The organism is Paroceanicella profunda, assembly GCF_005887635.2.
Taxonomy (GTDB): Bacteria; Pseudomonadota; Alphaproteobacteria; order Rhodobacterales; family Rhodobacteraceae; genus Paroceanicella; species Paroceanicella profunda.
The window spans coordinates 81,219-105,899 of record NZ_CP040822.1 but is presented as its reverse complement, the minus strand read 5'-3'; the positions used below and the strand labels follow the sequence as shown (position 1 = coordinate 105,899).

Below are 24,681 nucleotides of genomic sequence, written 5' to 3'. Positions count from 1 at the left end.
TCCGGAAACTCGCCCAGAATCCATAACGGAGTCTTACCGCGCTCCGGGAATTGCTTAAAACTTACAACGATATACCGGGGCTTCGGCGAGAGGATCCGTTAACCCTGAGGCGAGGATTTGCCCCTAGCCTTCCCCCGCGCCACAGGGGCGCGGAAGAGGAGCGCGAGATGCGGGTCATCCAGCAGAAGAAGCCGAAGGTGAAGGCGCAGCCTGTCTCCAAGAAGCATCGCTATGGCGTGCGCCATTTCGAGGAAGGCGTGAAGCACATGGGCCGCGGCCAGTATGCCGAGGCGGTGGCCTGTTTCGAGCGCGCGCTGAAGAAGGATCCGCGCAATTCCGGGCTGCTGTTCTATCTCGGGGCCAGCCTGTGCAACATGGACGAGACGGCGCGCGGCCTGCGCATCCTGCGCGAGAGCCTGTCGCTCAAGCCGGACGAGCCGAGCCGCTGGTGGAATTACGCGAATTTTCTCTATTTCGCCGGGGAGCTGGAGGAGGCCAGCCGCATGATGCTTCGGGCCATCGACATGCAGCCCGAGAAGATCAACCCGATGTACAACTACTGCACCATGAGCAATGCCGGCCCGGACGACCCGATCGTGCACCGCCTGCACGGCCTGATCGAGAAAGGCGGGCTGAACCGGGTCGAGCGCAGCTTCGCCCATTACGGGCTGGCCAAGGTCTACGATCGGGCGAAGGCGTATGACAAGGCCTTCGACCATGCCCTGCTGGGCGGCGAGGCCTATGGGGTGGAGTGCAATCTCGACTCGGAGAACGTGGAGCGCATCATCCGCGCCAACACCCGCGAGGCGCTGACCCGGCAGCCCTGCGGGGGCGATCCGAGCGAGGCGCCGGTCTTCGTCCTGGGCATGCCGCGCTCGGGCACGACCTTCACCGAGACGGTGCTCTCGCGCCACCCGGACATCCTGGCGGCGGGGGAGCTTTCGGGCTGCCGGACCGCGGAGATCCTGGCGATGAACTGGGCCTCCCAGAACACCCGGATCACCAATGCCTTCGAATCCGTGCGCACCATCGTTCCCCAGGTCGAGGAGGTCGCGGCGCAGTACCTGATGAGCCAGGTGCACGGCTTCGCCCCCGGACAGACCTTCCGCCGCTTCATCGACAAGCTGCCGGAGAACGTGTTCCGGCTCGGGCTGATCTCGCGGATGTTCCCGAACGCGCGGGTGATCGTGATCCACCGCCACCCGCTCGACAATTGCGTCTCCTGCCTGTTCCAGCGCTTCAACGACGTCCAGTATTCCTACACCAACACCATTGAGGCGCTGGCCGGACAGTACCGGGCCTACCAGCGCGTGATGGCGCATTGGCGCGAGGTGCTGCCGCTGCGCATGCATGAGATCGTCTACGAGGACATGGTGACGGATTTCGAGCCGCATGTGCGTGAGCTGATCGCCTTCCTGGAGCTCGACTGGGACCCGGCCTGCCTCGACCCCGCCAGCAGCACCCGCACGGTGCGCACCGCATCGGCCGCCCAGGTGCGTGAGGGGGTGAACAACCGGTCGGTGGACAAATGGAAACGCTACGGCACCAGGCTCGACCCGCTGATCGAGGCGCTCGGCGGCATGGAGCAGATCGAAGCCTGGGCGCGCCCGCGGCTCTGACCCCGGCACTCCCGGGAGATCCGGCCGGAGCGATGCGCCGGGGCGCACGTGATCCGGTCCCCGGATCACCTTTCCGGCCCAGGCCGGAAAGCGGCATGCGCCCCGCATGCCGGTGCGCCGTCCCGCCCCCGCCCGGCCTCGTCACGGGGCGGGGAGCGGGTCAGGCGCGGCGGTCGGACCGGGCCCGGGTCGGCGGGTCGGGAAGGCGGCTGCCGCTGGAGGAGTAGAGCCCGATCTCGGTGGTGGATTTCTCGATGCGCTCCAGCTGGGTCCGCGCGTCCTCCACCCCCTTGCGGAACGCCTCGATGAGACGCTGGTTGCGCCGGGCCTCGCTGCGGATGCGCTCCAGCATGGCGATGGTGTCCTCGTCGCTCCGCCCCGGCCGGCTGGCGAGATCGTCGACCAGCCGGTCCCGCTTCTGCGAAAGGCTGACAAGGTCCGCCAGCCGCGCGCTCTGCAGCAGGCCACGTTCCTCGGCCAGCATCGAGAGCACACGGCGGGCCCGGTGGCCCCAGGACAGGCGCTCAAACATCCCCGCCTCCCCCACGCGCGACAAGGGCGTGATAGATGTGCTCGGCCAGGCCGACACCCCCCCGCGCCGCCAGCATCCCGGCCTGCTCCCGCACCAGAAGGCTGGCGAAGGCATCCTCCCCCGCACCGCCACCGAAGCCCTCCCGCGCCTTGCCGAACCCGGCGGCCTTGAGCATTTCCGCGAGGAAACTCGCCTCGAGCTCCTGCGCGGCCTGGCGCAACCGGGCAGTGCGCGCCTCCGCCGCCTCCCCCCCGGCGGCCGCGCCGGGCAGGGCGGGGCCCGGCAGGGCGACGGGCACAGGGGCCGGGGCTCTAAAGGCCGGGGCTGCAAGGGTCGGGCTGGTCATGCGCGGCTCCATCATCGATGCGTCGCACCAGTTTCGCCGGTTTCGGTAAATGATTGGTAAGGCTTGCGCGGCATGCTGACCGGGCAGTTTCCCCGCAACGGAGCAATCGGTACCTGTCATGAACGGCAAAAGCACGGTTTCGGCATGAGCGTGCCCGTCTTCCCATCTGCCGGGCCGTCCGGCGGCACGGCGGCCGGGCCGTCCCGCACGCAGGCGCGGGGCGCGCGCGGCCCCGCCGCCGCGCAGGAGGCCGGGACGGAACAGGCCGCGCGCCGCGAAACCCCGCGCCGCGCCGCGCGAAATACCGCCTCCGACAGCGCCTCCGCCGCGCCGGAGCAGGCGCGCGACGGTGCCGCCGGAGCACAGGAGGCCGGGACCGGCCGGCCCGCCCGGCGCAGGCCCGACGCGGAGATCGGCGCCGACGCCGCGGCCCAGGGGACCCTGCCTCCCGCGGCCCTCCCCCCCGCCGGAGAGTTCGCGGAACTCCTGTCCGCGGAAACGGTCTCCGCGGCTGTTGCCACGCCGCTCCGAACCGCCGGCGCCGCGGCACCGGCCGAGGCCGGACGCGCTGATTCTCCGGGCCGCCCTCCCCCAGCCGCGCCGGCCACCCCGAACGGGCGCCCGCCAGCCGCGGACGCGATCTCGGCTCTTTTCGCCGCCCGACAGGACGCCGGCACGCCTGCACAGGCGGACAGGCTGCCCGCGCCGCCACCAGCCGCTGTCCCCCTCGCCGGGGCCCCGGACAGGCAGGTTGCCGGGGCGATTGCCGCTACCCCGGCGCCATCGGGCGATCAGGACGCCCCGCCATCCGCGCCCCTGCCTTCGGCCGTCGCTGCCCCGGCGCTGTCCGGTTCCGGCCCGACGAAAGACGCAACCGCCGCGCCGGAGCCGGGCAGCACCCCGACACCCGCCCCAGCCACGGCGCGTCCGGCCACGCCCGCCGATTTCCGCCTCACGGCAGATCAGCATGACGAACCCGCCCTCCCCCCGCGGGCCGGGCCGGACCCTCGTCCCTCCGGCGACAGTGCCGCTGCCACCCTGCCCGGGCGCGCGCCCGCGCCGGCTTCGCCCGGCTCCGCAACGGTCATGGCAGGCGCACCGGTGCCCCCGCACGAGGCCGCCCGGGCCACCGAGGATCCGGACCCCGCGCCCGCACCGGAGGCCAGCCCGCGCAACCCGGGCCCGGAGCACGTGGCCCGGGCCGCGACACCCGCCCCCGCTTTCAGCCCTGTTCCGCCGGCAGCAGTGCCCACGGTCTCCCCGCAGGTCCTGCGCACCGCCGTGCCGGACATGGAGCCCGAGGCCGATGCGCTGGAGGATCCCGGGTTCACCACCCTGCCCCCTCCGCGGATGGCCGGGTTCCTCACCGCCGCCGGCCCGGCCGTGCCGGCCTTTCCGCTGCCGGTCCGCCCGGCCGATCTCGTGGCCCAGGTGGTCAGCGCGATCGACCGTCGGGATGCCGGCCGCCGGGTGGAACTGCGCCTCGATCCGCCGGAACTCGGCCGGGTCACCGTCAGCCTCTCCACCGACGATGGCAGCGCCACGGCCGTGGTGACCGTCGACAGGCCTGAGACCCTCGACCTCTTGCGCCGCCATGCGGACCTGCTGCAGCGCGAACTCGCCAATGCCGGGTTCCAGGGGGCCCAGCTTTCCTTCGGCTCTTCCGGACAGCGGTCCGAACACGCGCCTGCGGGGGGGCAGCCGGCACGGTTCTCCGCCTTCTCGGACCCCGCCGCCTCCCCCCTTCCCGGAGAGGCCGGCCCGGCCCCTTCCGGACCGCCGCGCCGCGACGGACCGCTCGACATTCGCCTCTAGCCCCCAGCCCGATGGAGCCAGATCATGGAGATCCCCAGCACAACCGCCACCTCCCCCCAGGTCACCTCCGCCGCAGCCGCGGCCACCAGCACCGGGACCCGGGGCCTTACCGCCGATTTCGAGACCTTCCTCACCCTGCTCACCACCCAGTTGCGCAACCAGGATCCGCTGGAGCCGGTGGAATCGACCGAGTTCGTGGCACAGCTCGCCTCCTTCTCGGCCGTGGAGCAGCAGGTGCAGGCGAACGAGAGCCTCAAAGCCATCGCCGAACTGCTCTCGAACGGGTCCGCCGCGGGCCTGTCTGACTGGATCGGCACCGAAGTCCGGGCCTACGCCGCGGCCCCCTATGACAACGCACCGCTCACCCTCTATGCCGACCCGGTCTCCGGCGCCGATCTCGCGGTGCTCGTGGTCAGCGACGAGGCCGGCACCGAGGTCGGCCGCGTGACCGTCAGCCCTTCCGCCGAGCAGATCGTCTGGGACGGGGAAAGCACCACCGGCACCCTGCCCGAAGGCAGTTACAGCTTCACCATCGAGAGCTATCTCGACGGGGCTCTCCTCGACAACCGCGCCGTGGAGGTGTTCGCCCCCGTCGTCGAAGTCCGGCGTGAGAGCGACAGCACCATCCTGGTGCTCTCCGACGGCAGCCGCATCGACAGCGAGGATGTTTCCATCCTGCGCGCGGCCGAGGGCTGACCCCGACCGTGCTGTCGCCGGCACGGTCGGTCTGAAGAAGCCTGGGATGTTCGGACAGGATCGCGCCAGAAAGGCGGCCCTCAGGCCGCCTTTCTGGCTTGCCTGTCACATGTCCTGGCGCAGGATGTCGGTGACCAGCACATCGTTCACGCCGGGGCCGACGATGCTGCGCGCCACCTTGCGCAGGCTGATGCGCAAGTCCGAAAGAGTCCGCGGATCCGTGAACACCCCGGAGAATCCGCCGCTGCGCTCATGTTCGAACAGCACCCGCAGGAAGGCGTCGCGCAGCTTGGGCTCGCGGGTCGCGATCTGGGTGTCGAGCCCCGGTTCGGTCTCGAGGGAGATCGACATGACGATCAGCGCCCGCACCCGGGTCTCGCTCATCACCGGTATGATGAACTGCTTGTCGAGCTTGTTGTATTCCCAGCCCTCCTCGGGAACCTTCACCGGGGTGGGCTCCAGCGGATCCCCCTCGGGGGCGGCGTGATCCACTGCATCGCCATGGGCAGGTTCGGTCACCGCGAGATGGGCCTGCTCCTCCTCGGGAGCGGGCGGTTTGAGCATCTGCCCGGCGAACAGCCCTCCGCCGATGCCGAGCAGCACCAGGATCACGGGCAGGAGCTTCTTCATCGGCGCATCTCCTCAGAAGGGCAGGATGATGTCGGCCACTTGCTGGCCGTAGCGGGGTTGCTGCACGTCGGTGATCTGGCCGCGGCCCCCGTAGAGGATCCGGGCATCGGCGATCTTGTCATAGGTGATCTCGTTCTTGCGGGTGATGTCCTCGGGGCGGACGACGCCGGCCACCTGCAGGTCGCGCAATTCGTAATTGACCCGGATCTCCTGGGTGCCGGTGATGACCATGTGCCCGTTGGGCAGCATGTCGGTGACGGTGGCGGCAATCCGCAGGGTGATCTTTTCCGTCCGGTCCACCGTTCCCTTGCCCGTGGAGCCGGAACTGGAGGCAATGCTCGCCGCCGGGTCGAGGCCCGCACCCGCCGGCAGGATCGCGTCAGCCACCGATGGCAGGCCGAGCAGGGCGGCAATGCTGAGGCTCTCGTCGCCGGTCCGGTCACGCTTGGTCTCGTTGGAGATCGAAGCCTTGTCGTCGATCTCGATCACCACGGTGACGATGTCGCCCAGGGTCTGGGCCCGGCGGTCCCCGAACAGCGAGCTCGGACCATTGCGCCACAGCGAACCGGCCGCATAGGATTCGGGCGGCGGAAGCAGGCGCGGCGTCGCCAGCGCGATGCGCTCGGCCGCGATCGGGGCCATGGCCGGCATCGGGCGGCCCGGCGGGGTCATCTCCGGCGGCTTGCCGACATTCTCGAGCCGCGAACAGCCCGTGGCCGCCAGCGCGACCCCGAGCAGCAGCAGCCGGACCGGCATCCGGGCGCGGGTCATCGGCCGACCTCCACACTGCCATCCGGCGCGACGCGGCCCTGCACGATCTGGCGCGAGGTGAGGTTCATCACCCGCACGGTTTCGCCTTCGCCGGCGCGGTCGAGGGCGCGCCCCTCGGTGGAGATGAACAGCGCTCCCTGGCGGAAATGCAGCATGACGGTGGCATTGCGCTCGACCAGGGCCGGCGGTCCGACCTGGCCGGCATAGATCGGCCGGCCGGGATAGAGGGCGGCGCGGGTCTCCTGCCCGATCGCCTCCTCGGGGGAGGACAGGGCCCCGGGGGTGCTGCCGGGCAGCAGCGTGACATCGTCCGGGCCGAGCACGCTGGAGGCGCGCACCGCGCGGGTGGCCACCAGCGTGTTGTCGCCGGCCAACAGGGCGGCCGGCACGAGAAAACCGAGCAACAGGACGGGAAGCAGGCCTGCCATCACGCTCACCTGAGCTGGGTCGTGGCGCCGAGCATCTGGTCGGCGGCGGTGATGACCTTGGCGTTGAGCTCGTAACCGCGCTGCGCCTCGATGAGTTCGGTGATCTCGCGCACCGCGTCGACCGAGCTTTCCTCCAGGTAGCCCTGGCGGAACGTGCCGCGCCCGTCGACCCCGGGGTCGCCCACCACCGGCTGCCCGGAGGCGGCGGTCTCGCGGTAGAGATTGCCGCCGAGCGCCTCGAGCCCCTTCTGGTTGGAGAAGCTCACCAGGCTGAACTGGCCGAGGAGCTGATCGTCGACCTGGTCGTCAAAGCTGGCATAGACCTCGCCGTTCGCGTTCACGGTGATGCCGGTCGCGTCCTGCGGGATGGTGATTTCGGGGATCACGGAAAAGCCGTCGGACGTGACGATGAGCCCGTCCGGGTCGCGTTTCAGCGCCCCGTCGCGGGTGTAGGAGGAGGTGCCGTTGGGCATCAGCACCTCGAGATAGCCGTTGCCCTCGATGGCGAGGTCAAGCTCGCCCCCGGTCTGCATGAGCGCGCCCTGGGCGACATTCATCGAGACGGCGGACGCCCGGACCCCGAGACCGAGCTGCACCCCCGCGGGCAGCAGCACCCCGGTGGTCGAGTTCACCGTGCCGGCGCGCTGGACCTGCTGGTAATGCAGGTCCGCGAACTCGGCCCGGCGGGTGTTGTAGGCGGTGGTCGACATGTTGGCGAGGTTGTTGGAGATCACCTCGACCCGCATCTGCTGGGCCTGCATGCCGGTGGCGGCGATGTTGAGCGCGCGCATGGGAAGCTTCCTTTCGTGGTCAGACCTGCTGGCCCAGGGTGCGGACGAGGTTGCGGATCCGGTCATCCTCGCGGTCGGCGAAACCGGAGCCGAGTTCGTAGCTGCGCTGGACCTCGATCATCCGGGTCATCTCGATCACCGGGTCGACATTCGACTGCTCGAGCCGGCCCTGCAGGATCCGGCTGGTCTCGGAGGGCAGAAGCACGTCATCGGTGGCAAACAGGCCGGAGGCCTCGCGGATGAGGGTCTTGGGGTCGGCGACCTCGACGACACCGAGTGCGCCGAGGGCCTGGCCATCGGCGTCGATGGTCCCGTCGGCGGCAACCGCGATCGAGGCCGAGTCGGGGGGCAGGAAGATCGGCGCGCCACCGTCGTCGAGCACCCGGTTGCCATCGAGGGTGACCAGTTCGCCGTCGATGTTGCGGGCGAAGGCGCCGTCGCGGGTGAGGCGCGGCCCGTCAGGGGTCTCGATGGTGAAGAACCCCGGCCCGTCGATGGCGAAATCGAACGTGCCGCCGGTGGTGGTGAGCGGCCCGGCGGACATGTCGGTGAGGCGCACCCGCGCCGCGGTCATCGCCATGGTGTCCGGCTGGCCGGGAATGGGCGCGTACATCTCCGCGAAGATCACGCCTTCGCGGCGGAACCCGTTGGTCGACATGTTGGCGATGTTGTTGGCGATGACGGTCATCGCCTTCTGCAGGCCGCTCTGGCGGCTGAGGGTCACGTAACTGGGATTATCCATGGTCCGGCTCCTTCCGGTCAGCCACCCGGCGCCTGGGCGGGCGGCGGGAGACCGAGGGTCTCGGTGATGAGGGCGCGGGCGCTGCGCGACAGGTCGATGGTCTGGCGGGCGCCGGCGAGGCTGATCTCGTCTTCGGGCACGGGCGTGGCGAGGAAGGCGGCGAGCGGCGCCGCGACATCCGCCGCGCCGGGCAGGTTGGCGGCCTCGGGGCCGAGGCCGGCCATATAGGCGGCCATGGTCCGGGCAACCGGGTCCGGTGCCTCCAGCGCGGCCGCCCAGTCCCCCGCCGCGAAGGCCAGGGTCGCTTCGCGCTGGCGGTCTCCCGCGCCGGCGAGCGCGATGCGGGCGCCGGCATAATCCTGCCTCCGGGCGAGGGCGGCAGCGCGCAATCGGGCCACATCCGGGCCGGCCATGCCCTCGAGCAGGTCGAGGGTCGGGGTGGATTCGCCGAGCAGGTCATGCGCGCGGGCAGCGGCAAGCCGGGCCTCGGGTGCGCCGCGCGACAGCGTGGGGCCGAGGATGTCGAGCGCCGCATTGGGCAGCCCGATGCGGGTGAGCTCATCGGCCACGATCAGCCGCGCAGGGTCGGCCTCGGGCCCCTCGGAGAGCAGGGTACGATGCGCAAGGACGGCCGCGGCATAGCTCGCCGGATCCGCCTCCGGCGCCCGGCTGCGGGCCAGAACCCGCGCGGCCGCCTCGCGCAGTTCGGCCCCGCGCCCCGGCGTCTCGGCCAGATCGTCGGCGATCAGGCGCAACGCCCGGTCCAGTTCGCCACTGGCAGCCCGCGCCTCGATTTCGGCAGCCTCCAGCCGGCGACCCTGCTCGGTGCGCCGGACCTGCCGGGCCTGGCCGGCGAGATCGGCGGCCATCGCGCCCGGCGGGGGCAGGCCGCGTTGCAGCCGGCTCTCGGTGAGGGCGATCATCGCGGCCGGCGCATTGGGGCGGTTGTCGTCGATGAGCTGGCGATAGATCACCTCGGCGGCCTCCGGCGCCCCCTGCGCCTCGAGCAGCTTGGCCCGGGCGTATTCATAGGCATCGCCGGGATCGCCGGGGTGAACGGCGGTGAGCGACAGCACGAGCCCGGCATCGGCTTCCCGCCCCAGGTCCAGCAGACCGAGCGCCATGCGCGGCCCGAGCAGCCGGCGCGGCACGGCGGGGAATTCCGAGAATACATCCCGCAGCGTCGTGGTGTCGGGCACGGGGATCCCGGGCGGCACCGTGCCGGTCTCCGGGTCCGTGGCCGCGAGCAACCCCCAGAACCCGGCCCGGCCCGGGCAGCCGACCTGCAGGGCCAGCGGCCCGTCCGGCAGGGGCGTGCCGCCCTCGACCACCCGGGCCAGGTCGCGCAGCAGGGCACTGCGCGGGATCTGGGTGCCCATGTTGTCCAGCAGATCCTGGGCCTCGAGCCCGAATCCGTAGTGGATGTAGAGCCGCACGAGCCGGCTCACCGCCTCCGGATCGGGGCGGTCGAATTCGCCGATCAACCCGGCACGCGCCTCCGCGATCTGGGTGACGACGGGCTCGCTGCTGGCCCAGGAGGTGATGTCGAGCGCTTCCTCGGGCAGGCAGTAGGGCGGTGGCGGGGCGGCACCCTCCGTGTCCGCGGCCCGGTCCCGCTCGCGCGCGGTGGTGACCGTGAGAGCAGGGCCATCCTCCGGAGAAGGGGCGGCCGCGGGTCCCTCCGTGGCCTGCGCCGCGTCTGCCGGCTGGTCCGCCCCGTCGGCCCCGGCCGTCTCCTCCGGCATGCCGGGCTCTGCCTCGGCCGCTGCGGCCGCAGACGGGGCCTGGCCCTCCGCAGCCTCGGCGCCGGCCTCGGGGGTCCGGAATTCGACCAGGCCCTGCTCCGCCGCGCGGGCGAGCTTTTCCATCAGCCGGCTGCGGGCCGCCTCGATGGCGGCGAGATCGTCGCCTTTCAGGGCCGGCCGGGTTTCGGGGCGGGGCATGGGGGTCGGAACCGGGACATCGCCGTCCGGCGCATGGGCCAGTGCGGCAGCCGGATCCGCGGGCGGGGCCGCGCCTGCTGGCGGAGGCGGCGCCGGGGCCTGCGCGGAGGGAGCGGTGCCGGCGGGGGCCTGTGCCTCCGGAGCAGCCGCCGTGCGCGCAGCAGGTGCGGCCCCGGCCGGCGGTGCCTCGCGGGACGGCGCTTCGGCCGCGACGTTGCCTTCGACGCGGCCCTCGGGCGCACGCGGCGCCTCGGCCGCGTCCTTCGGGCTGGTGCGGTCGCGCACGTCGATGATCAGCTTGCGCGGGCCGAGCGCGAAGCTCTCGGCCGTGCAGTCACAGGCCAGGGTCAGGAACAGGATGGTCCCGGTCACTTCGTTGCGGACCTGGGCCGAGAGCACCCGGCTTGCCCGCCGGTCGGGGAAGATGGCGCGGGTGTCGAAGTCCAGCGCGATGCCCGGGAAGCGGACCATGACCGTGCGCCCGTCCTGGTCCGTGGACCAGGGCGTGCCCGGCGGCAGGTCGAGCACGAGGCGCGACATCCGGCTCTGATCGCCGGCGCGCAGCAGCAGGGGGGCCTGGGCCGCCGCCGGCAGGATCAGCGCACAGAGCACCAGCGCCGGCAGCAGGACCGACCATGCCAGGGCCGCGGCGCGGGCCCGAAGCCCGGCGGCCTGCGGGCCCGGAGAGGGCGCCGGCCCGTGTCCGGAGCGGACCTGCACACTCATGCAGCCGCCCCCTTGGTGTTGCGCAGCGCCTCATCCATGGCATTGAAGCTCGGACGCACCGAATGCGGCGTGTTCTGCCGGCCGACCTCGATGCAGATGTTGGGGGCGTGGTTGTGCAGGTTGGCCACCAGCACTTCGCGGATCAGGACGTAGAACTGGTGATCGGCCTCGCAGACGGTCTTCACCTTGGCCGCGAAGGGCCCCATGATGCCGTAGGCCAGGAACACGCCGAGAAAGGTGCCGACCAGGGCGCCGCCGATCAGCCCGCCCAGCACGGCCGGGGGCTGGTCGATCGAGGCCATGGTCTTGATGACGCCCAGCACCGCGGCGACGATGCCCAGCGCCGGAAGGCCGTCGGCGATCTGCTGCATGGCGTGGCTGGAATGCAGGGCGTGGTGCTTTTCCGCGTCGAGCTGCTTGTCGAGAACCTCCTCGACCTGGTTCGGGTCGTCATAGTTCATCGTGGCGTTGCGGAACGTGTCGCAGATCATGTCCACGGCGGCATGGTCGTGCTGGATCTTGGGGTATTTCCCGAAGATCGCCGATTCATGCGGGTTCTCGATATGGCCTTCGAGCTCGACAGGGTTCTGACGGGCGATCTTGATCAGCTCGAAGAGCAGGCAGAGCAGATCCTGAAAGTCCTGGCCCTTCCAGCGCACGCCCTTGAAGACCTTGCCCATGTCCTTGAGCGTCTGCTTCACGGCCGCACCGTCATTGGAGATGATGAACGCTCCCACCGCCGCCCCCCCGATGATGATCATCTCGAAGGGCAGGGCATGGATGATGATCGCCATCTTGCCCCCGGCCGCGATGTAGCCCCCGAAGACCATGACAAGGATGACCACGATCCCGATGATTCCGATCACTGGGCTTCTCCCGGTTGCTGAGGGATTATGGAGCGGGTTTCCCGCCTGATCCTGACCGGGCCGAGTATCGGCCCGCCGGGGTTAAGAAACTGCGAAGCGCAGGCCCATCCAGTCCCTACTGGGTGGGGGCGCGGGCATTGCGCCCGGCCATGGTGGCGGAGATCGCATAGGCGCGGTCCGCATCGATGCCGGCGAGAATCGCCGCGGCGCTTTCCGGGCGCATGCGGGTGAGGAAGCCGGCGGCGAAGCTCACGTCCATGGTCGCGAAGATCTGCGCCGCGGCCTTGGGGTTCATCGTCTCGTAGACCGAGACCAGCCGGGCCACGTCCTGCTCGGCCGCCTTGTCGGCAATGGAGAGCGTGTCGGCGAGGCGGCGCTCGGCATCCTCGAGCGAGGCGATCTGTTCCTCGATCTTGGCCCGGGCCACGCTGAGCATCTGTTCGCGCCCGGCCAGTTCGGATTCGCGCGCCTCGAGCTGGGCCTCCCGGTCACGGATCGCGGCCAGAAGGTCGTTGGCGCCCGGATCGGGGCTGCAGCCCGGTGTCACGGCCGGGGCGCCGGCCACAGTCTCCTCGCCATGTCCCGAAAGCTCCGCGGCGATCACCTCGCCGTGTTCGGTGAGGCGCAGGGCCAGCGAGCCGCCGAAACACACGGCGACGAGCATCAGCGCGCGTGGCGCGGCCTGGCGGCGGGGGCGGCTCATGTCTCTCTCCTTCCCAGAAGGTCACGAAGGGCAGTGCGCAGGCTCTCGGCGGCGGGAGACCCGGGAGCGGGCCGGGGGGGCGGCGGCGCAAGTGCCAGCTCGCCCTCCTCGCTTTCCTCCATCCTGTCCGAGGTTTTGGAGGCCGGTGCCGGGCGCTCGCCGCCCGGGGGGTCGGGAAGGATCTCGGGCTCGGGCTCGGGCTCGGGCTCGGGAGCAATTTCGGGCTCGGGCAGCGCGTCCGCCATTTCCGCGGCCAGCGGAGCGGGCGGGGAAGGTTCCTCCTCCGCCAGGGGGGCCGGCGGGGGCCCGACATCCGCGGCAACGTCCGGCTCCGGTTCAGCATCCGGTTCGGGGTCGGGCCCGGGATCCCCGGAGAAGGCCCCGGCGGGTCGTCCGGGCTCCGCCTGCCAGGATGCGGCCGGCGCCTCCTCCATCGGCGGGGGCGCCGCGGCGACGGGGGGGGCGGTCTCGGCAGGTGCGGTGACGGGGGCCGCGGCGGCCGCCGCCCGGGCGGTGGCGCGCAGGTCGGAGGGGATCGGGCGTGCCGCGTCATCGGTGTGCAGGGCGGCGAGCAGCAGCTCCAGCCGGCCCGCGGCGGATTCCGCCCTGGCCGTCATCTCGCGCAATTCGCGCACCGAGGCGCCGGAGGCCCGCTTGGCCTGCTCCAGCGCCCCCTGCATGCCGTCGACCTGGCGCGAGAGCCCGGCAATGGCCGCGCCGAGCCCCTGGTCGAGGTTCGTGAGGCCGCGCACACGGCTCGACAGCACGATGCAGTAGATCGCCGCGACCAGCGAGGCCACGATCATCAATCCGTCGGCGATCAGCGCCATGGCACTCTCCTCGGGTCTCTGCCGCCGGGCATGCGGCGCCTCAGTTCAGCACGAAGTTGGTGATCAGCAGGTCGCGCACCCGGCCCTCGCCGGTGACGATCTGGATGCGGCGCAGCAACTGGGCGCGAATCCGCCCCATCGCGGCGGGATCCGCGAGGTCGCGCAGCTCGACGGCGCGCAGATAGGTGTTGACCACGTCGAGCATCCGCGGCTGCAAGAGCTCCACATCGGCGCGGTAATCGGGATTCACCTCGACCTGGCTGGTGAACTGCAGCTGCCGCGCCCCCGCCGGGGCGCCGAGGGTGATGACGATGTCCCCCAGCGGCAGGAAAGCCATGGGCGAGAGCGGCTCGGGCACCGGCTCCCCGGGCGCCGCATGGCCGGCCTCCCCGCCGCCGAAGGGCAGCGACACCATGCCCGAGAAGGTGGCGTAGAAGCCCCCCGCCCCGAAGAGCACCGCGGCCACGAGCCCGATGAGCAGACCCTTGCCCTTCTTCTTCGGCGCGGCGTCGGCGTCGGACGCGCCCTCCGCCACGGCCTCCGCATCCATCGTCGCATCGCTCATCGCGCATCCTCGGGAACCAGTGATCGATGGGCCCATCTAGCGCGGCAGGGACTAACTTAATGTTAAGTGTGCGGCAGCGAATATCCCCCCAGGCGAAGGGGGGCCAGAACGGCCCTTCAGGCGATTAGCAATGAGAGCACCCTGCCTTGGACCGACTGGCCTCACTCTGGAAGGAGATGGATGCGCGCAAGCGAATCCTGGCGATTCTGGCGGGTCTGGCGACCGTCGCCGTCGTCATCGCTCTCGCGCGTCTCGCAAGTGCGCCCTCCATGGCGCTCCTCTACGCGGGGCTGGAGCCCCGTGCCGCCGCCGAGGTGATCACCTCGCTGGAACAGAAAGGCGTGCCCTATGAACTGCGGGGGCAGGCCATCTACGTGCCCACGGACGAACGGGACAGGGTGCGGCTCGGCCTCGCCTCGGAAAACCTGCCGGCCACGGGAATCGCCGGGTACGAGCTGCTGGACGGGCTGTCGGGCTTCGGCACCACGGCGGAGATGTTCGACGCCACCTACTGGCGCGCGAAGGAGGGCGAGCTTGCCCGCACGCTGCTCGCCGCCCCGGGCATGCGGGCGGCGCGGGTGCATATCGCCAACCCGGTCCGCCGGCCCTTCGAGCGCGACAAGGCGCCCACGGCCTCGGTGATTCTCACCTCCGGCGGCGGCACCGTCGACGAGACCCAGGCACGGGCCGCACGCTATCTCGTCGCCTCCGCCGTGGCCGGGCTCAACCCGGACAACGTGACGGTGATCGATTCGGTCGCCGGCGTGATCCTCGCGGCCGGAGACGATGCGCCCGCCCAGGTGAAGGACCTCTCCGGCACCGGCCGCGCCGAGGAGCTGCGCGCCAAGCTCGAACGCCTGCTCGCCGCGCGTGTCGGAGACGGCAAGGCAGTGGTCGAGGTCACCGTGGACACGGTGATGGAGAGCGAGACCGTCTCCGAGCGGGTGATCGATCCGGCCAGCCGTGTCGCCATCGCCGAGGAGACCAGCGAGAAGAGCGAATCCTCCGAAGGCAACGGGCCCGGCGGCGTCACCGTCGCCTCCCAGCTCCCGGACCCGGCCCAGGCCGGCCAGGGCGGGCAGACCTCGAAACGCTCCAGCTCCGAGACCCGCGGGCGCTCGAATTTCGAGGTCTCCGAAGTGCGCCGCGAGCGCGTGCGCATGCCCGGAGACGTGCGCCGGCTCTCGGTCGCGGTGCTGGTGGACGGCCTCACCACCACCGCGGCGGACGGCACCACCACCTGGACCCAGCGCCCGGAGGCCGAACTCGTGGCCCTGGGCGAACTGGTCCGCTCCGCGGTCGGCTTCGACGAGGCCCGCGGCGACGTGGTGACCATCGACAGCCTCGAATTCTCCCCCGAGCCGGTGCTCGGCACCCGCGCCGAAGCCGGAGTGTTCGACCTCTTCGCGGTGAACGCGATGACGCTGATCCAGCTCGGCGTGCTGGCCGGCGTGGCCCTGCTGCTCGGGCTCTTCGTGCTGCGCCCGATGCTCGCCGCCCCGCCCGTGGCCCTCACGCAGGCCGATGGGGATGCCCTGGAGGACGGCCAGGGCATGATCAACCCCGAGGAACTCGCGGCCTCGCTGGAGGCCGCCCAGCAGGTGCTCGGGCCCACCCCCGAATCCGAAGCGCGCCTGCTCACCCTGCGCGAGGCCATCGCCGAGCGTTCGGAAGAGGCGACGCTGCTGTTGCGCAACTGGCTGGAGACCCGTGAACCGGGCGAGGATGCCGCATGAGACAGGCCGTGATGTCCCTGGAAAACTTCTCCGCCGCCGCGCCGCGCCCGGCCCCGCGCCCCACCGTCGACACCGCCGAGATGGAACGTGCCCTCACCAGGGCGCGCAGCGAGGCCCATGCCCGCGGCTACGAGGAGGGGGCGGCCGCGGCCATGGCGGCGGGCGATGCCGAGCTGCGGATGCTGCTCGGCCAGATCTCCGAAGCGCTGGCAGACCACGACATCGGCGGGCAGGAGGCGCGCTCGGCGGTGCTGCGCGCGCTCCACCCGCTGATCCGCTCCTTCGCCGCCGCGATCAGCCCGGCCCTGGCCCGGGCGGGGCTCGCCCATGAAATCGCCGACCGGCTCGACGCGGCGCTGCGCCATGCCCCGCAGGAGCGGGTGGCCATCCTCGTTGCCCCCGAAATGGCCGAGCGGCTGCGCAGCACGCTCGCGCCGGGCGTCGACATCCGTCCCGATCCGGAACGCCGGGCACTGGAGGCCCGCATCGTCTGGGCCTCGGGCTTCGACGAGATCGATCTCGAGGCCAGCATGGCCGGAGCCCTCACGGCGGTGGACCGGTTCCTCGCCGAAGCCCCCCCGGCCGAGGACACAAGGAAACAGACCCATGGATGATCAGGACGACCTCACCCCGGACGCGGGCGTGCCAGCCAAGACCACCGAGCCGGCGCAGAACCGGCGCCGCTCGAGCGCGGTGCTCGGCGTGCCGATCGAGGTGATCATCTCGGTAGGCAAGGCCCGGCCGCTGGTGAGCGAACTGGTGAACCTGCGCCGCGACTCGGTGCTGCCGCTCGACAGCAAGATCGAGGACCCGGTGGAGATCTACATCGGCGAGCGGCTGATCGCGCGCGGCGAACTGCAGGAAATGGACGGTGACAGCGGCCGGCTCGGCGTGCGTCTCACGGAAATCGAAGATCTCTCGAATGGCATCTGACCCCTCCTGCCCCCGCCCGCTCCCGGCCGGGCGGGCAGTGCTGCTCGGCACCCTGGCGCTTCTGCTGCTCGCCGGGCCCGCCGCGGCCCAGCAGTTCACCCTCGATCTCGGCGCGGAAGGGGCGGAGGGCGCCTCGCTGACCGGCCGGGCGATCCAGCTCTTCGCCATCGTCACGCTGCTGAGCCTCGCGCCGGGCATCGCCATCATGGTGACCTGCTTTCCCTTCATCGTCACGGTGCTCTCGATCCTGCGCCAGGCGGTCGGCGTCCAGCAGGCGCCGCCCAACATGCTGATCGTGAGCCTCGCGCTGTTTCTCACCTGGTTCGTGATGGAACCGGTCTTCACCGAGGCCTGGGAGAGCGGGGTATCCCCGCTGCTCGAAGGCACGGTCGAACCCGAGGCCGCCCTGCAGGCCACCGCCCTGCCCTTCCGCCGGTTCATGGAGGGGCGGGTCGACCCGGACACCGTCGCCGAAATGCGCGCCGCCGCCCCCGAGCGCCTGGCGCAGACCGCGCCGGACGCGCCGGTCAGCTTCGGCGTTCTGGTGCCCGCCTTCCTGCTCTCCGAAGTCACCCGCGGCTTCGAGGTCGGCTTCCTGGTGTTCCTGCCCTTCCTGGTGATCGACCTCGCCGTCGCCTCGATCCTGATGTCGATGGGAATGATGATGGTGCCGCCCGCAGTGGTCTCCCTGCCCTTCAAGCTGGGCTTCTTCGTGCTCGCCGACGGCTGGAGCCTGCTCGCCGGCGCCCTGGTGCGGAGCTACGGCACATGAGCGCTCCGGACAATCTCCCCGCGCTCGCGCGCCAGTCCCTCGCCCTTGCGCGCATCGATGGCGAGGAACGCGCCACCGAGGAGCTCACCCCGACCCAGAAGGCGACGATCATCATCGCCGCCCTCGGCCCGATGCAGGCGGCCGGCGTGCTCAAGGAACTCGGCGAGGCCAATGTCCGGCGCTTCGCGCGCACCATTTCCACCATGGGCCGGATCCCGGCGCAGGTGCTCGACCAGGTCAGCCATGAATTCCTCACCGAACTCGGCGGGGACTATGAGGTCTCCGGCGGAATCATCACCGCGCGCAAGATCCTCTCCGAGGCCCTCGACCAGGAAGAATACGACCGCATCATGGAGGATGTGCACGGCAATGTCCGGCTGTCGATCTGGGACAAGCTGGGCAATGCGCCGGTGGGGTCCCTGGCCAATTTCATCGCCGCCGAACACCCGCAGATCGGCTCGGTGATCCTCGGACGCATGCGCGCGGACCGCGCGGCACGCGTCCTGGAACGCCTTCCCGGCGAGATCGCCCAGATCATCGTGCTGCGCATGAGCCGGGTGCCGCGGGTCGACCACCTGGTGCTCGAGCAGGTCAAGCGCGTGATCGAGGAGGAGTTCCTCTCCGTCATCCAGCGCGAGAGCGGCACGAAGAAGCCGGCCGAACTGCTCGCCGGCCTGATGAACCACGTCTCCAGCGCCGCGCGCGAGCAGTTCCTCGCGCAGCTGGAGGAGGACGAGCCGGTCTTCGCCGCCGAGGTGCAGCGCGTGATGTTCACCTTCGGGGACATCGTCAGCCGTGTGGTCGGGCGGGACGTCACCCAGATCACCCGCGAACTGGAGGAGCCGGTGCTCATGGCAGCCCTCAAGACCGGCATGGAGACCAACCCGAAAGTGGTGGAATTCATCCTCGGCAATCTCTCCAAGCGCCTCTCGGAGCGCATGACCGAGGATCTGGCCGCCATGCAGGCTCCGCCGCTGAAGGAAGGCGAGGCGGCCCAGGCCGAACTGGTAAAGGCGATTCAGGGCCTCTCGCAACGCGGCGCGATCCGGCTCAACCAGCCCGAGGCCTCGGACGAGGACTGACCCCGGAACGGGAAGCGGATCCGTCGGAGAGGGGCGTTGCCCCCCGCCTCCGGATCCGCGTCGGGACCCTGCGGTCCCTCCGTCCCCTGTCAGCGGCCGGGATCCGGGACGACGGGTGCCCCCGGGCCCATCCAGCCTTCCCGAAAGGCGGCAGAGGCTCATCGCCACCTGCCCGCCTGCTCTTCACGGCCCCCGGTCAGGGCCCGTGTGCCACCATCCCGGAGAGAGGCTCAGCTCAGCGCCCCGAGATGCGCCTCGAGCGCCTTGCGCATGTCCGCGGCACTGAAGGGCTTGGCCACGAACTGATCCACGAGATCTGCCGTCGCCTGGTCGCGATAGGCATCGGACGTCGCGAGGAAGACCGGGATTCGGTTGAACACCGGATGGCTCTTGATCTTGCGCGCCAGGTCGAGCCCGGAAAGCCCGGGCATGTTGAGATCCGAGATCACCACGTCGAACATCTTGGTGTTCATCACGTCGAGCGCGCCTTCGCCGGTGGCGGCGAGAGACACATCGACCACCCCGATATGCTTGAGCGCCTGCCGGGCGAGGCCCCGCATGGTTTGCTGGTCATCGACGACGAGGACTTTGAGAGATTTGGCTGCGGGCATGGGAGGTCTCCTTGCTTGGGGTCACATGGCATGGCGGGCGGATCCGGCGCTGCCCTGCGCCGCGATCCGCTCCGCGAGAGCGGGGATGTTGAGTTCCTCGGCCACCGCACCGAGCTGCATTGCCGCCTTGGGCATGCCGTAGACGACGCAACTGTCTGGGGACTGGCCAAGGCAGCGTGCGCCGGCCTGGCGCATTGCCAGGAGGCCGTCGGCTCCGTCCCGGCCCATGCCGGTGAGGATGACGCCCAGCGCCTGCTCCCCCGCAGCCTGGGCCACGGAATGAAACAACCGGTCGACCGAAGGGCAATGACCGGAGACCGGCTCCGTGCCGCCGACCTGCACGATGAGGCCTGCGCCACTGCGCGCGACAGTCATGTGCCGGTCGCCAGGGGCGATGCGGATCATTCCGGCCCGCATGATTTCCCCGTCGCGGCCCTCGGCCACGTCGAGCCCGGTCTCGGTCGCGAGCCGGCCGGCGAAGCGTTCGGTGTAGCCGGCGGGCATGTGCTGGGTGATGAGAATGGGCAAGGCACAGCGTCTCCCGAGCACCTGGAAGAGCTGGCCCAGCGCGCCCACGCCGCCGGTCGACGCGCCGATCGCGACCATGCGGCGCCCGGTCGGCGCGGCGGCGGGCCGGCGGGCGGACGCCGGGGGCGCCGCCGCGGCACGCGCCACCGGCGCGCGCACGGCCCGGCGTTGCACCCGGGCCGCGGCGGCCACCCGGACCACGTCGCGCAGCAGCGGCCCCCAGGCCGCAGTGGCTTGCGGGCTGTCCGGCTTGGCGATGGCATCGACAGCCCCGATCGACAGGGCTTCGAGCGCCGTCTCGGTGCCGCGGGCGGTGAGCGAGGAGACCATGACCACCGGCGTCGGCCGCAAGGTCATGATCTTCTCGAGGAAATCGAGCCCGCTCATCCCCGGCATTTCCACATCGAGGGTGATCACATCGGGATCGAGGTTGCGGATCATCTCCCGCCCCTCGCCGACATGCGCCGCAAGGCCCACCACTTCGATATCGCCCTCCCCCGAGAGGGCCGAGCGGATCATCGCGCGCATCAGCGAGCTGTCATCGACAACGACGACGCGGATCGGACGCCCCCCCCGCATCATCAGAACAGCTCCACGCCGCCGGCCTTCGGCGCGGCCTGGGCCTTGCTGCGCAGCGCCATTTCCTCGTTGCGCAGGCGCCGGTTGTCCGCGATCGGCAGCTTCAGCACCGAGGCGCGCCCGGAATCGGGAAAGAAGAACACCCGGCGCGCCCGGTCACCGCCGAGATCCTGGGCGGTGATGCGGATGCCCTCACGACGCAGGTAATCGGCGACGAAACGCGAATTGCGGTCTCCCACCGTCTCGGCCGCGGAGACGTCGATCACGTTGGCGCCGCCGAAGACCTTCGCCTCGAGCCGCCCCTTGGAGCCACCGCGCTTGAGGATGTCGTTGATCAGGACCTCCATCGCGTGCACGCCGTAGCGGGCCGATTTCTGGTCGCCGTTCGTATCGCCGGGCAGCAGGAAATGATTGAGCCCGCCCACCCCGAGCTGGGGGTCACGGATGCAGGCGGCCACGCAAGAGCCGAGCAGCGTGACGAGGGCGAGGTCCTTCTCGTCGGTCACGGCATGGAAACCGGGCAGGACCGTCTGGGTCATCGCGTTGATCTTGGGGTCCCAGAAATGGCCCGGGCGGCCGCGGTCGGCAGCAGTGCTCATGCGCGTCTCCTGTAGGTGGTCCGTCCGCAGGACAGAAGCTTGGGGTGTTCGCCGAGAAGGGATTCCGAATGTCCCAGGTAGAGCGCCCCATGCGGGGCAAGCAGGTCGGCGAAGCGATCAACGATGCCGAGCTTGGTCTCCGCGTCGAAGTAGATCAGTACGTTGCGGCAGAAAATGGCGTCGAACGGGCCCTTTACCGGCCATTGATGCAGCAGGTTGAGCTGGCGGAAACGGATCGGCGCCTTGAGCACCGGGCGCATCTCGATCGTCCCGTCCGGCCGCGAGCTGGCCGCCGCGGAGAGCACCGCAGGGGGCACGCCCGTCACCCGGTCGGCCGCATAGACCCCCGCCGCGGCCCGGGCCAGGACGTTGCTGTCGAGGTCGGTCGCCAGAAGCCGGTAATCCCAGCGATGGGCAAGCGCACCGGCCGCCTGCATGGTCATCTGGATCGTGTAGGGCTCCTCGCCCGTCGAACACCCCGCCGACCAGATGCGGAAGCGCGACGCCCCCTGCGCCATGCAGGGCTCGACCACCTCGCGGCGCAGATGGTCGAAATGATGGCTCTCGCGGAAGAAGGAGGTGAGGTTGGTGGTGATGGCATTCATCAGCTCCCCGATCTCCGTCGCGCTTTCCGGAGAGTCGAGCAGGCGCAGATAGCTGTCGAAATCCTGCAGGCCAAGCGCGCGCAACCGCCGGCTGAGCCGGGTATGGACCATCTGGCGCTTGTGCTCCTTCAGCACGATGCCCGTGAGCTGGTAGACCCGCTCGCTGATGGCGCGGAAATTGGCCTCGGAGAGAATTGCCTCGCGACCGGCATCCGTCGTGGCAGGCGTGGAGGAGGGGCGAGGGGCAACCGACATGTTCAGAACTCCGACCAATCGTCATCACGCTGCGACGCAGCGGGGGCAGCCGGCGCCGCAACGCGCGGCCGGGCGGCGGGGGCCTGCGGGGCCCGCGGCAGCGGTGCGGGCGGCTTGGCGGCAGGGCGTGCCGCTGCGGCCGGTTTTGCCGGCTTGGCGGCGGCGCGCGCGGCGGGCGGCTTTGCCGGGCTGGCCGAGGGCGACGTGGAAGAGGCGGTCGGCCTGGCGCGCCGGGCCTGGGCGAGGCGCTCCCATTCCGCATCCTGATGCTGCTCGCCCCCGGTGGAGGCGGGGGCCGAGGCCGGACGCCGCGCAGGCCCGGACACCGTGGCCGTGGCCGCGGTCTTGCCGGTGCGGAAGACCCCGATCAGCGTGCCCAGTTCGCCGGCGACCTCGCTGATCTGGCGGGCGGAACCGGCACTCTCCTCCGCAACCTGGGCATTGGCCTGGGTGCGCTCGTCCATGCTGCTGACCACGCTCGAGATTTCCTCGATGCCGCTCGACTGCTCGCGGCTGGCATTGGAGATTTCCTCGATGGTCCCGGCCACGCGGGTGATCGATTCCACGATGCCCGTGAGCGCGGTGCCGGTGCCCTTGACCAGGTCCACGCCGCGGGTGACATGGGCCGAGCTGTCCTGGATCAGATCCTTGATGTCGCGGGCGGCCTGGCTGGAGCGCTGCGCGAGCGTGCGCACCTCGGAGGCCACCACGGCGAAGCCCTTGCCGGCATCGCCGGCCCGCGCCGCCTCGACGGCCGCGTTCAGCGCCAGAAGGTTGGTCTGGAAGGCGATCGAGTCGATCACCGCGGTGATGTCGGAGATCTTGCCGGAACTCTCCTCGATCTTGACCATGGCCGAGACCGCGTTGCTCACCACTTCCTGGCCTTCGCTGGCGCGCCCGGCCGCATCGCGGGCAAGCCCGGTCACCTTGGTGGCATTCTCGGCGCTGGCGCGCACGTTGGCGGTCATCTCCTCCATGGTCGCGGCCGTTTCCTCAAGCGAGGCGGCCTGTTCCTCGGCCCGCTTGGCAAGATCGGTCGCCCCGGTGAGGATGGCCTGACTGGTGCTGGTCATCCGGCCCTGGGCCGCGGAGATGCGCACCACGAGGTCGCTCAGGGTGGAGATGCTGCGGTTGGTGACCTCGGCAAGCCGCTGGTACTGGCCGCCCCGCGACATGTCCATGCGCCCGGTCATGTCCCCTTCGGCAAGGGCGGAGAGCACGGTGTCGAGCTCCCCGAGGAAGCCGCTCACCAGTTCGCCGATCCGGTTGACGCCCTGGGCCGCCTCGCGGATGAAGCCGTCCTGGCCCTGGATCTCGACCCGGCGGGAGAAGTCCCCGGAGCCGATCGCCGCGATCATCGCCGCGATCTGCTGTTCGGCCTGGCGCTGGCGGGTCCGCTCGGTCCATTGCGTGACATAGCCCAGCAGGGTGCCGTCATCGAGCAGGACCGGGGCGAGGATCATCTCGAACATCCGGTCATCGAAGCTCAGCTCGCTGGAGATCGGATGATCCATCACCTCGAGATTGCGCCGCTCCAGCACGCCGCCGCGGCCGAACGTGTCGAGATAGCGACCGATGAAGCTGCCGTCCCAGCCGGGGATCTGCTTCTCGAAGAACGGCCGGGAACTCTCCAGCGTCTGTTTCAGTGCGCCGTTGAGATAGACGATCTGGCGGTTTTCGTCCGCGAGCAGGAACAGCGCCGAGGAACTCTCGACCGCGGCCCCCACGCGCTTGGCCTCGGCGGAGGCCTCGTGGATCGCGAAGAGGGAGCGCGACAGGTCGCCGATCTCGTCGGACCGGCCGGAGCCGGGCACATCGGTCGTCTTGCCCTCCGCAAGCACCTTTACCGCCTGGGTGATGCCCAGGATCGGGCGGGTGAAGCTGCGCGCGAGCAGGAAGCCCAGCACAGCCGCGACGAGCACGAGCAGCGCCGAGATCGCAAGGATCCTCATGCCCAGTTGGCGCACCGGGCCGAGGAACACCTCCTCGGGCACCTGGGAAACCAGCCTCCAGCCGCCGCCCGACCCGAAGCCGGGCACCGGCTGAACCGGGGCAATGGCGACATGCGACAGCGTGCCGGCAAGGCCCGGCACGACGTCGATATCCCCCTCCAGGGTGCTGGTGTCGAAGCGGGTGGACAGGATGTCGTCCTGCGTCGTGAGGTCCGTGTCGCTGCGCAGCAGGCCGTCGGCGCCGATCAGGAAGGAGTAGCGCCCCGTGTCCGGATCATCCTCGGCCTTGAGCAGGGCCTCGATGCGGTCGGAGGGAATCTGCGCCGCAATCACCCCCTCCAGCGCGCCGGAATCGCCCCAGATTCCGAGCGCCATGAAGCTTGCCGGCACGCCGGCGCTCGGCGCGTAGGGACGGAAGTCCGAGAAGGCCACGCCGCCGCCGGGCCCGGCGTCGCGCACCCGTGCGTAGACCTCCCCGAGCCCGGAGGAGGACAGTGGCGCCCTGGAGAGATCATCGCCGAAATCGGCCTCCTTGAAGACCGTGTAGAGCACCCGGCCCGCGGGCCCGATCAGGAACAGGTCGTAATACCCCCGGTTTTGCTGGAAGGCGCGCAGGGTCGGGTGCCAGAGGGCATGGGCGGCCGAATAGGCCGAGCCGTCGCCGGCATCGTCGAGCTTCTGCCGGCTGCCCACCGGATTGGGATTGCCCTCCAGGTAGAGCCGGCGCATCGCGGCGGGGTCTGCCGTTTCCCAGCCCGTCCGGAGGGCCGCCACCCCCCCTCCCGCGCGCACCGAGCCGGCGAGATACTCCAGGTCATACCGGGCCCCGGACAGATACTCCGCCACCGCCGCGGCCTCGCGCACGGCCCTGGCCTTCAGAGCCGCCTCCGACCGCGCGAGTGCCGCGTCCCGGGCACTGAAATAACTCATCCCGCCCACCGCCAGGGCGATGACAAGACACAGGCCCGTCACCATGATGGTGAGCTGGGTTCTCATGCTCCGGGACAGGGCAGAGGGCAATATGCG

General features: G+C 70.7%; 25 protein-coding genes. 8 read left to right on the top strand and 17 right to left on the bottom strand.

The window, feature by feature from the left end:
* Positions 1 to 167: 167 nt before the first annotated feature.
* Positions 168 to 1,619 carry a tetratricopeptide repeat-containing sulfotransferase family protein gene (locus FDP22_RS23145; protein ID WP_138578620.1) on the top strand — a complete coding sequence of 484 codons (1,452 nt, stop codon included), beginning with the start codon at positions 168 to 170 and terminating at the stop codon, positions 1,617 to 1,619.
* Positions 1,620 to 1,779: 160 nt separating this feature from the next.
* Here the strand turns inward: FDP22_RS23145 and FDP22_RS23140 are convergent, their stop codons facing one another.
* Both FDP22_RS23140 and FDP22_RS23135 read right to left on the bottom strand, forming a co-directional pair.
* On the bottom strand, positions 1,780 to 2,151 hold the full coding sequence (locus tag FDP22_RS23140) for a hypothetical protein (protein WP_138578622.1): 372 nt from the start codon (positions 2,149 to 2,151) through the stop codon (positions 1,780 to 1,782).
* Complete coding sequence (locus tag FDP22_RS23135; RefSeq protein ID WP_138578624.1) at positions 2,144 to 2,497, bottom strand: rod-binding protein; 354 nt, start codon at positions 2,495 to 2,497, stop codon at positions 2,144 to 2,146. Before FDP22_RS23135 ends, FDP22_RS23140 begins: the two co-directional genes overlap by 8 nt.
* 1,086 nt (positions 2,498 to 3,583) lie before the next feature.
* On the opposite strand from FDP22_RS23135, the gene FDP22_RS23130 reads away from it, so the two are divergent.
* Together FDP22_RS23130 and FDP22_RS23125 are read left to right on the top strand one after the other, a co-directional pair.
* Positions 3,584 to 4,312, top strand: a complete 729-nt coding sequence (locus tag FDP22_RS23130; protein ID WP_138578626.1) for a flagellar hook-length control protein FliK — start codon at positions 3,584 to 3,586, stop codon at positions 4,310 to 4,312.
* A 24-nt stretch (positions 4,313 to 4,336) separates the two neighbouring features.
* Positions 4,337 to 5,008 carry a flagellar hook capping FlgD N-terminal domain-containing protein gene (locus FDP22_RS23125; protein ID WP_138578628.1) on the top strand — a complete coding sequence of 224 codons (672 nt, stop codon included), beginning with the start codon at positions 4,337 to 4,339 and terminating at the stop codon, positions 5,006 to 5,008.
* Positions 5,009 to 5,113: 105 nt separating this feature from the next.
* On the opposite strand, the gene FDP22_RS23120 is transcribed toward FDP22_RS23125, so the two are convergent.
* From FDP22_RS23120 to FDP22_RS23075, 10 genes are all read right to left on the bottom strand, one after another.
* On the bottom strand, positions 5,114 to 5,638 hold the full coding sequence (locus tag FDP22_RS23120) for a flagellar basal body-associated FliL family protein (protein WP_138578630.1): 525 nt from the start codon (positions 5,636 to 5,638) through the stop codon (positions 5,114 to 5,116).
* Between the two features lie 12 nt (positions 5,639 to 5,650).
* A complete protein-coding gene (flgH, locus tag FDP22_RS23115; protein ID WP_239032035.1) occupies positions 5,651 to 6,409 on the bottom strand; it encodes a flagellar basal body L-ring protein FlgH in 759 nt (252 codons plus the stop codon).
* Positions 6,406 to 6,837, bottom strand: coding sequence for a flagellar basal body P-ring formation chaperone FlgA (gene flgA / locus FDP22_RS23110; RefSeq protein ID WP_138578632.1), 432 nt, complete (start codon positions 6,835 to 6,837; stop codon positions 6,406 to 6,408). Before flgA ends, flgH begins: the two co-directional genes overlap by 4 nt.
* Positions 6,838 to 6,842: 5 nt before the next feature.
* Positions 6,843 to 7,628: a flagellar basal-body rod protein FlgG gene (gene flgG, locus FDP22_RS23105; RefSeq protein WP_138578634.1), complete on the bottom strand. Its 786-nt coding sequence runs from the start codon at positions 7,626 to 7,628 to the stop codon at positions 6,843 to 6,845.
* Positions 7,629 to 7,647: 19 nt separating this feature from the next.
* Complete coding sequence (locus tag FDP22_RS23100; RefSeq protein ID WP_138578636.1) at positions 7,648 to 8,370, bottom strand: flagellar hook-basal body complex protein; 723 nt, start codon at positions 8,368 to 8,370, stop codon at positions 7,648 to 7,650.
* 17 nt (positions 8,371 to 8,387) lie between these two features.
* Positions 8,388 to 11,039, bottom strand: coding sequence for a hypothetical protein (locus FDP22_RS23095; protein ID WP_138578638.1), 2,652 nt, complete (start codon positions 11,037 to 11,039; stop codon positions 8,388 to 8,390).
* A complete protein-coding gene (gene motA / locus FDP22_RS23090; RefSeq protein ID WP_138578640.1) occupies positions 11,036 to 11,905 on the bottom strand; it encodes a flagellar motor stator protein MotA in 870 nt (289 codons plus the stop codon). The genes FDP22_RS23095 and motA overlap by 4 nt, the downstream gene beginning before the upstream one ends.
* Positions 11,906 to 12,020: 115 nt before the next feature.
* Positions 12,021 to 12,608 carry a MotE family protein gene (locus FDP22_RS23085; protein ID WP_138578642.1) on the bottom strand — a complete coding sequence of 196 codons (588 nt, stop codon included), beginning with the start codon at positions 12,606 to 12,608 and terminating at the stop codon, positions 12,021 to 12,023.
* Positions 12,605 to 13,438: a hypothetical protein gene (locus FDP22_RS23080; protein ID WP_138578644.1), complete on the bottom strand. Its 834-nt coding sequence runs from the start codon at positions 13,436 to 13,438 to the stop codon at positions 12,605 to 12,607. Before FDP22_RS23080 ends, FDP22_RS23085 begins: the two co-directional genes overlap by 4 nt.
* Before the next feature lie 40 nt (positions 13,439 to 13,478).
* Positions 13,479 to 14,003: a flagellar basal body-associated FliL family protein gene (locus FDP22_RS23075; RefSeq protein ID WP_138578646.1), complete on the bottom strand. Its 525-nt coding sequence runs from the start codon at positions 14,001 to 14,003 to the stop codon at positions 13,479 to 13,481.
* 146 nt (positions 14,004 to 14,149) lie between these two features.
* Between FDP22_RS23075 and fliF the strand changes: the two genes are divergently transcribed.
* The 5 genes from fliF to FDP22_RS23050 are packed head-to-tail and all read left to right on the top strand — an operon-like array spanning position 14,150 to position 18,526.
* The gene (gene fliF / locus FDP22_RS23070) at positions 14,150 to 15,739 is read left to right on the top strand and encodes a flagellar basal-body MS-ring/collar protein FliF (protein ID WP_138578648.1); all 1,590 of its coding nucleotides are present in this window, start codon (positions 14,150 to 14,152) and stop codon (positions 15,737 to 15,739) included.
* Positions 15,740 to 15,750: 11 nt separating this feature from the next.
* Positions 15,751 to 16,353 carry a FliH/SctL family protein gene (locus FDP22_RS23065; protein ID WP_138578650.1) on the top strand — a complete coding sequence of 201 codons (603 nt, stop codon included), beginning with the start codon at positions 15,751 to 15,753 and terminating at the stop codon, positions 16,351 to 16,353.
* Positions 16,346 to 16,672, top strand: a complete 327-nt coding sequence (locus FDP22_RS23060; protein WP_138578652.1) for a FliM/FliN family flagellar motor switch protein — start codon at positions 16,346 to 16,348, stop codon at positions 16,670 to 16,672. The genes FDP22_RS23065 and FDP22_RS23060 overlap by 8 nt, the downstream gene beginning before the upstream one ends.
* On the top strand, positions 16,662 to 17,444 hold the full coding sequence (gene fliP, locus FDP22_RS23055; protein ID WP_138578654.1) for a flagellar type III secretion system pore protein FliP: 783 nt from the start codon (positions 16,662 to 16,664) through the stop codon (positions 17,442 to 17,444). The genes FDP22_RS23060 and fliP overlap by 11 nt, the downstream gene beginning before the upstream one ends.
* The gene (locus tag FDP22_RS23050; protein ID WP_138578656.1) at positions 17,441 to 18,526 is read left to right on the top strand and encodes a flagellar motor switch protein FliG; all 1,086 of its coding nucleotides are present in this window, start codon (positions 17,441 to 17,443) and stop codon (positions 18,524 to 18,526) included. The genes fliP and FDP22_RS23050 overlap by 4 nt, the downstream gene beginning before the upstream one ends.
* 230 nt (positions 18,527 to 18,756) lie before the next feature.
* Here FDP22_RS23050 and FDP22_RS23045 read toward each other — a convergent pair whose 3' ends face one another.
* The 5 genes from FDP22_RS23045 to FDP22_RS23025 are packed head-to-tail and all read right to left on the bottom strand — an operon-like array spanning position 18,757 to position 24,651.
* A complete protein-coding gene (locus FDP22_RS23045) occupies positions 18,757 to 19,137 on the bottom strand; it encodes a response regulator (RefSeq protein WP_138578658.1) in 381 nt (126 codons plus the stop codon).
* Positions 19,138 to 19,158: 21 nt separating this feature from the next.
* Entirely contained in the window at positions 19,159 to 20,244 is a 1,086-nt protein-coding gene (locus tag FDP22_RS23040; protein ID WP_430226188.1) for a protein-glutamate methylesterase/protein-glutamine glutaminase, read from the bottom strand.
* Positions 20,245 to 20,246: 2 nt separating this feature from the next.
* Positions 20,247 to 20,843 carry a chemoreceptor glutamine deamidase CheD gene (locus FDP22_RS23035; RefSeq protein ID WP_138578662.1) on the bottom strand — a complete coding sequence of 199 codons (597 nt, stop codon included), beginning with the start codon at positions 20,841 to 20,843 and terminating at the stop codon, positions 20,247 to 20,249.
* On the bottom strand, positions 20,840 to 21,703 hold the full coding sequence (locus FDP22_RS23030) for a CheR family methyltransferase (protein WP_138578664.1): 864 nt from the start codon (positions 21,701 to 21,703) through the stop codon (positions 20,840 to 20,842). Before FDP22_RS23030 ends, FDP22_RS23035 begins: the two co-directional genes overlap by 4 nt.
* Before the next feature lie 2 nt (positions 21,704 to 21,705).
* A complete protein-coding gene (locus tag FDP22_RS23025; protein ID WP_138578666.1) occupies positions 21,706 to 24,651 on the bottom strand; it encodes a methyl-accepting chemotaxis protein in 2,946 nt (981 codons plus the stop codon).
* Positions 24,652 to 24,681 lie beyond the last annotated feature (30 nt).

Bases quoted from the DNA above. Each gene is read 5' to 3' on its own strand.
- FDP22_RS23145 (WP_138578620.1), top strand. From the start codon at position 168: ATGCGGGTCATCCAGCAGAAGAAGCCGAAGGTGAAGGCGCAGCCTGTC.
- FDP22_RS23140 (WP_138578622.1), bottom strand. From the start codon at position 2,151: ATGTTTGAGCGCCTGTCCTGGGGCCACCGGGCCCGCCGTGTGCTCTCG.
- FDP22_RS23135 (WP_138578624.1), bottom strand. From the start codon at position 2,497: ATGACCAGCCCGACCCTTGCAGCCCCGGCCTTTAGAGCCCCGGCCCCT.
- FDP22_RS23130 (WP_138578626.1), top strand. From the start codon at position 3,584: ATGGCAGGCGCACCGGTGCCCCCGCACGAGGCCGCCCGGGCCACCGAG.
- FDP22_RS23125 (WP_138578628.1), top strand. From the start codon at position 4,337: ATGGAGATCCCCAGCACAACCGCCACCTCCCCCCAGGTCACCTCCGCC.
- FDP22_RS23120 (WP_138578630.1), bottom strand. From the start codon at position 5,638: ATGAAGAAGCTCCTGCCCGTGATCCTGGTGCTGCTCGGCATCGGCGGA.
- flgH (WP_239032035.1), bottom strand. From the start codon at position 6,409: ATGACCCGCGCCCGGATGCCGGTCCGGCTGCTGCTGCTCGGGGTCGCG.
- flgA (WP_138578632.1), bottom strand. From the start codon at position 6,837: ATGGCAGGCCTGCTTCCCGTCCTGTTGCTCGGTTTTCTCGTGCCGGCC.
- flgG (WP_138578634.1), bottom strand. From the start codon at position 7,628: ATGCGCGCGCTCAACATCGCCGCCACCGGCATGCAGGCCCAGCAGATG.
- FDP22_RS23100 (WP_138578636.1), bottom strand. From the start codon at position 8,370: ATGGATAATCCCAGTTACGTGACCCTCAGCCGCCAGAGCGGCCTGCAG.
- FDP22_RS23095 (WP_138578638.1), bottom strand. From the start codon at position 11,039: ATGAGTGTGCAGGTCCGCTCCGGACACGGGCCGGCGCCCTCTCCGGGC.
- FDP22_RS23085 (WP_138578642.1), bottom strand. From the start codon at position 12,608: ATGAGCCGCCCCCGCCGCCAGGCCGCGCCACGCGCGCTGATGCTCGTC.
- FDP22_RS23080 (WP_138578644.1), bottom strand. From the start codon at position 13,438: ATGGCGCTGATCGCCGACGGATTGATGATCGTGGCCTCGCTGGTCGCG.
- FDP22_RS23075 (WP_138578646.1), bottom strand. From the start codon at position 14,003: ATGAGCGATGCGACGATGGATGCGGAGGCCGTGGCGGAGGGCGCGTCC.
- FDP22_RS23065 (WP_138578650.1), top strand. From the start codon at position 15,751: ATGTCCCTGGAAAACTTCTCCGCCGCCGCGCCGCGCCCGGCCCCGCGC.
- FDP22_RS23060 (WP_138578652.1), top strand. From the start codon at position 16,346: ATGGATGATCAGGACGACCTCACCCCGGACGCGGGCGTGCCAGCCAAG.
- fliP (WP_138578654.1), top strand. From the start codon at position 16,662: ATGGCATCTGACCCCTCCTGCCCCCGCCCGCTCCCGGCCGGGCGGGCA.
- FDP22_RS23050 (WP_138578656.1), top strand. From the start codon at position 17,441: ATGAGCGCTCCGGACAATCTCCCCGCGCTCGCGCGCCAGTCCCTCGCC.
- FDP22_RS23045 (WP_138578658.1), bottom strand. From the start codon at position 19,137: ATGCCCGCAGCCAAATCTCTCAAAGTCCTCGTCGTCGATGACCAGCAA.
- FDP22_RS23040 (WP_430226188.1), bottom strand. From the start codon at position 20,244: ATGCGGGGGGGGCGTCCGATCCGCGTCGTCGTTGTCGATGACAGCTCG.
- FDP22_RS23035 (WP_138578662.1), bottom strand. From the start codon at position 20,843: ATGAGCACTGCTGCCGACCGCGGCCGCCCGGGCCATTTCTGGGACCCC.
- FDP22_RS23030 (WP_138578664.1), bottom strand. From the start codon at position 21,703: ATGTCGGTTGCCCCTCGCCCCTCCTCCACGCCTGCCACGACGGATGCC.
- FDP22_RS23025 (WP_138578666.1), bottom strand. From the start codon at position 24,651: ATGAGAACCCAGCTCACCATCATGGTGACGGGCCTGTGTCTTGTCATC.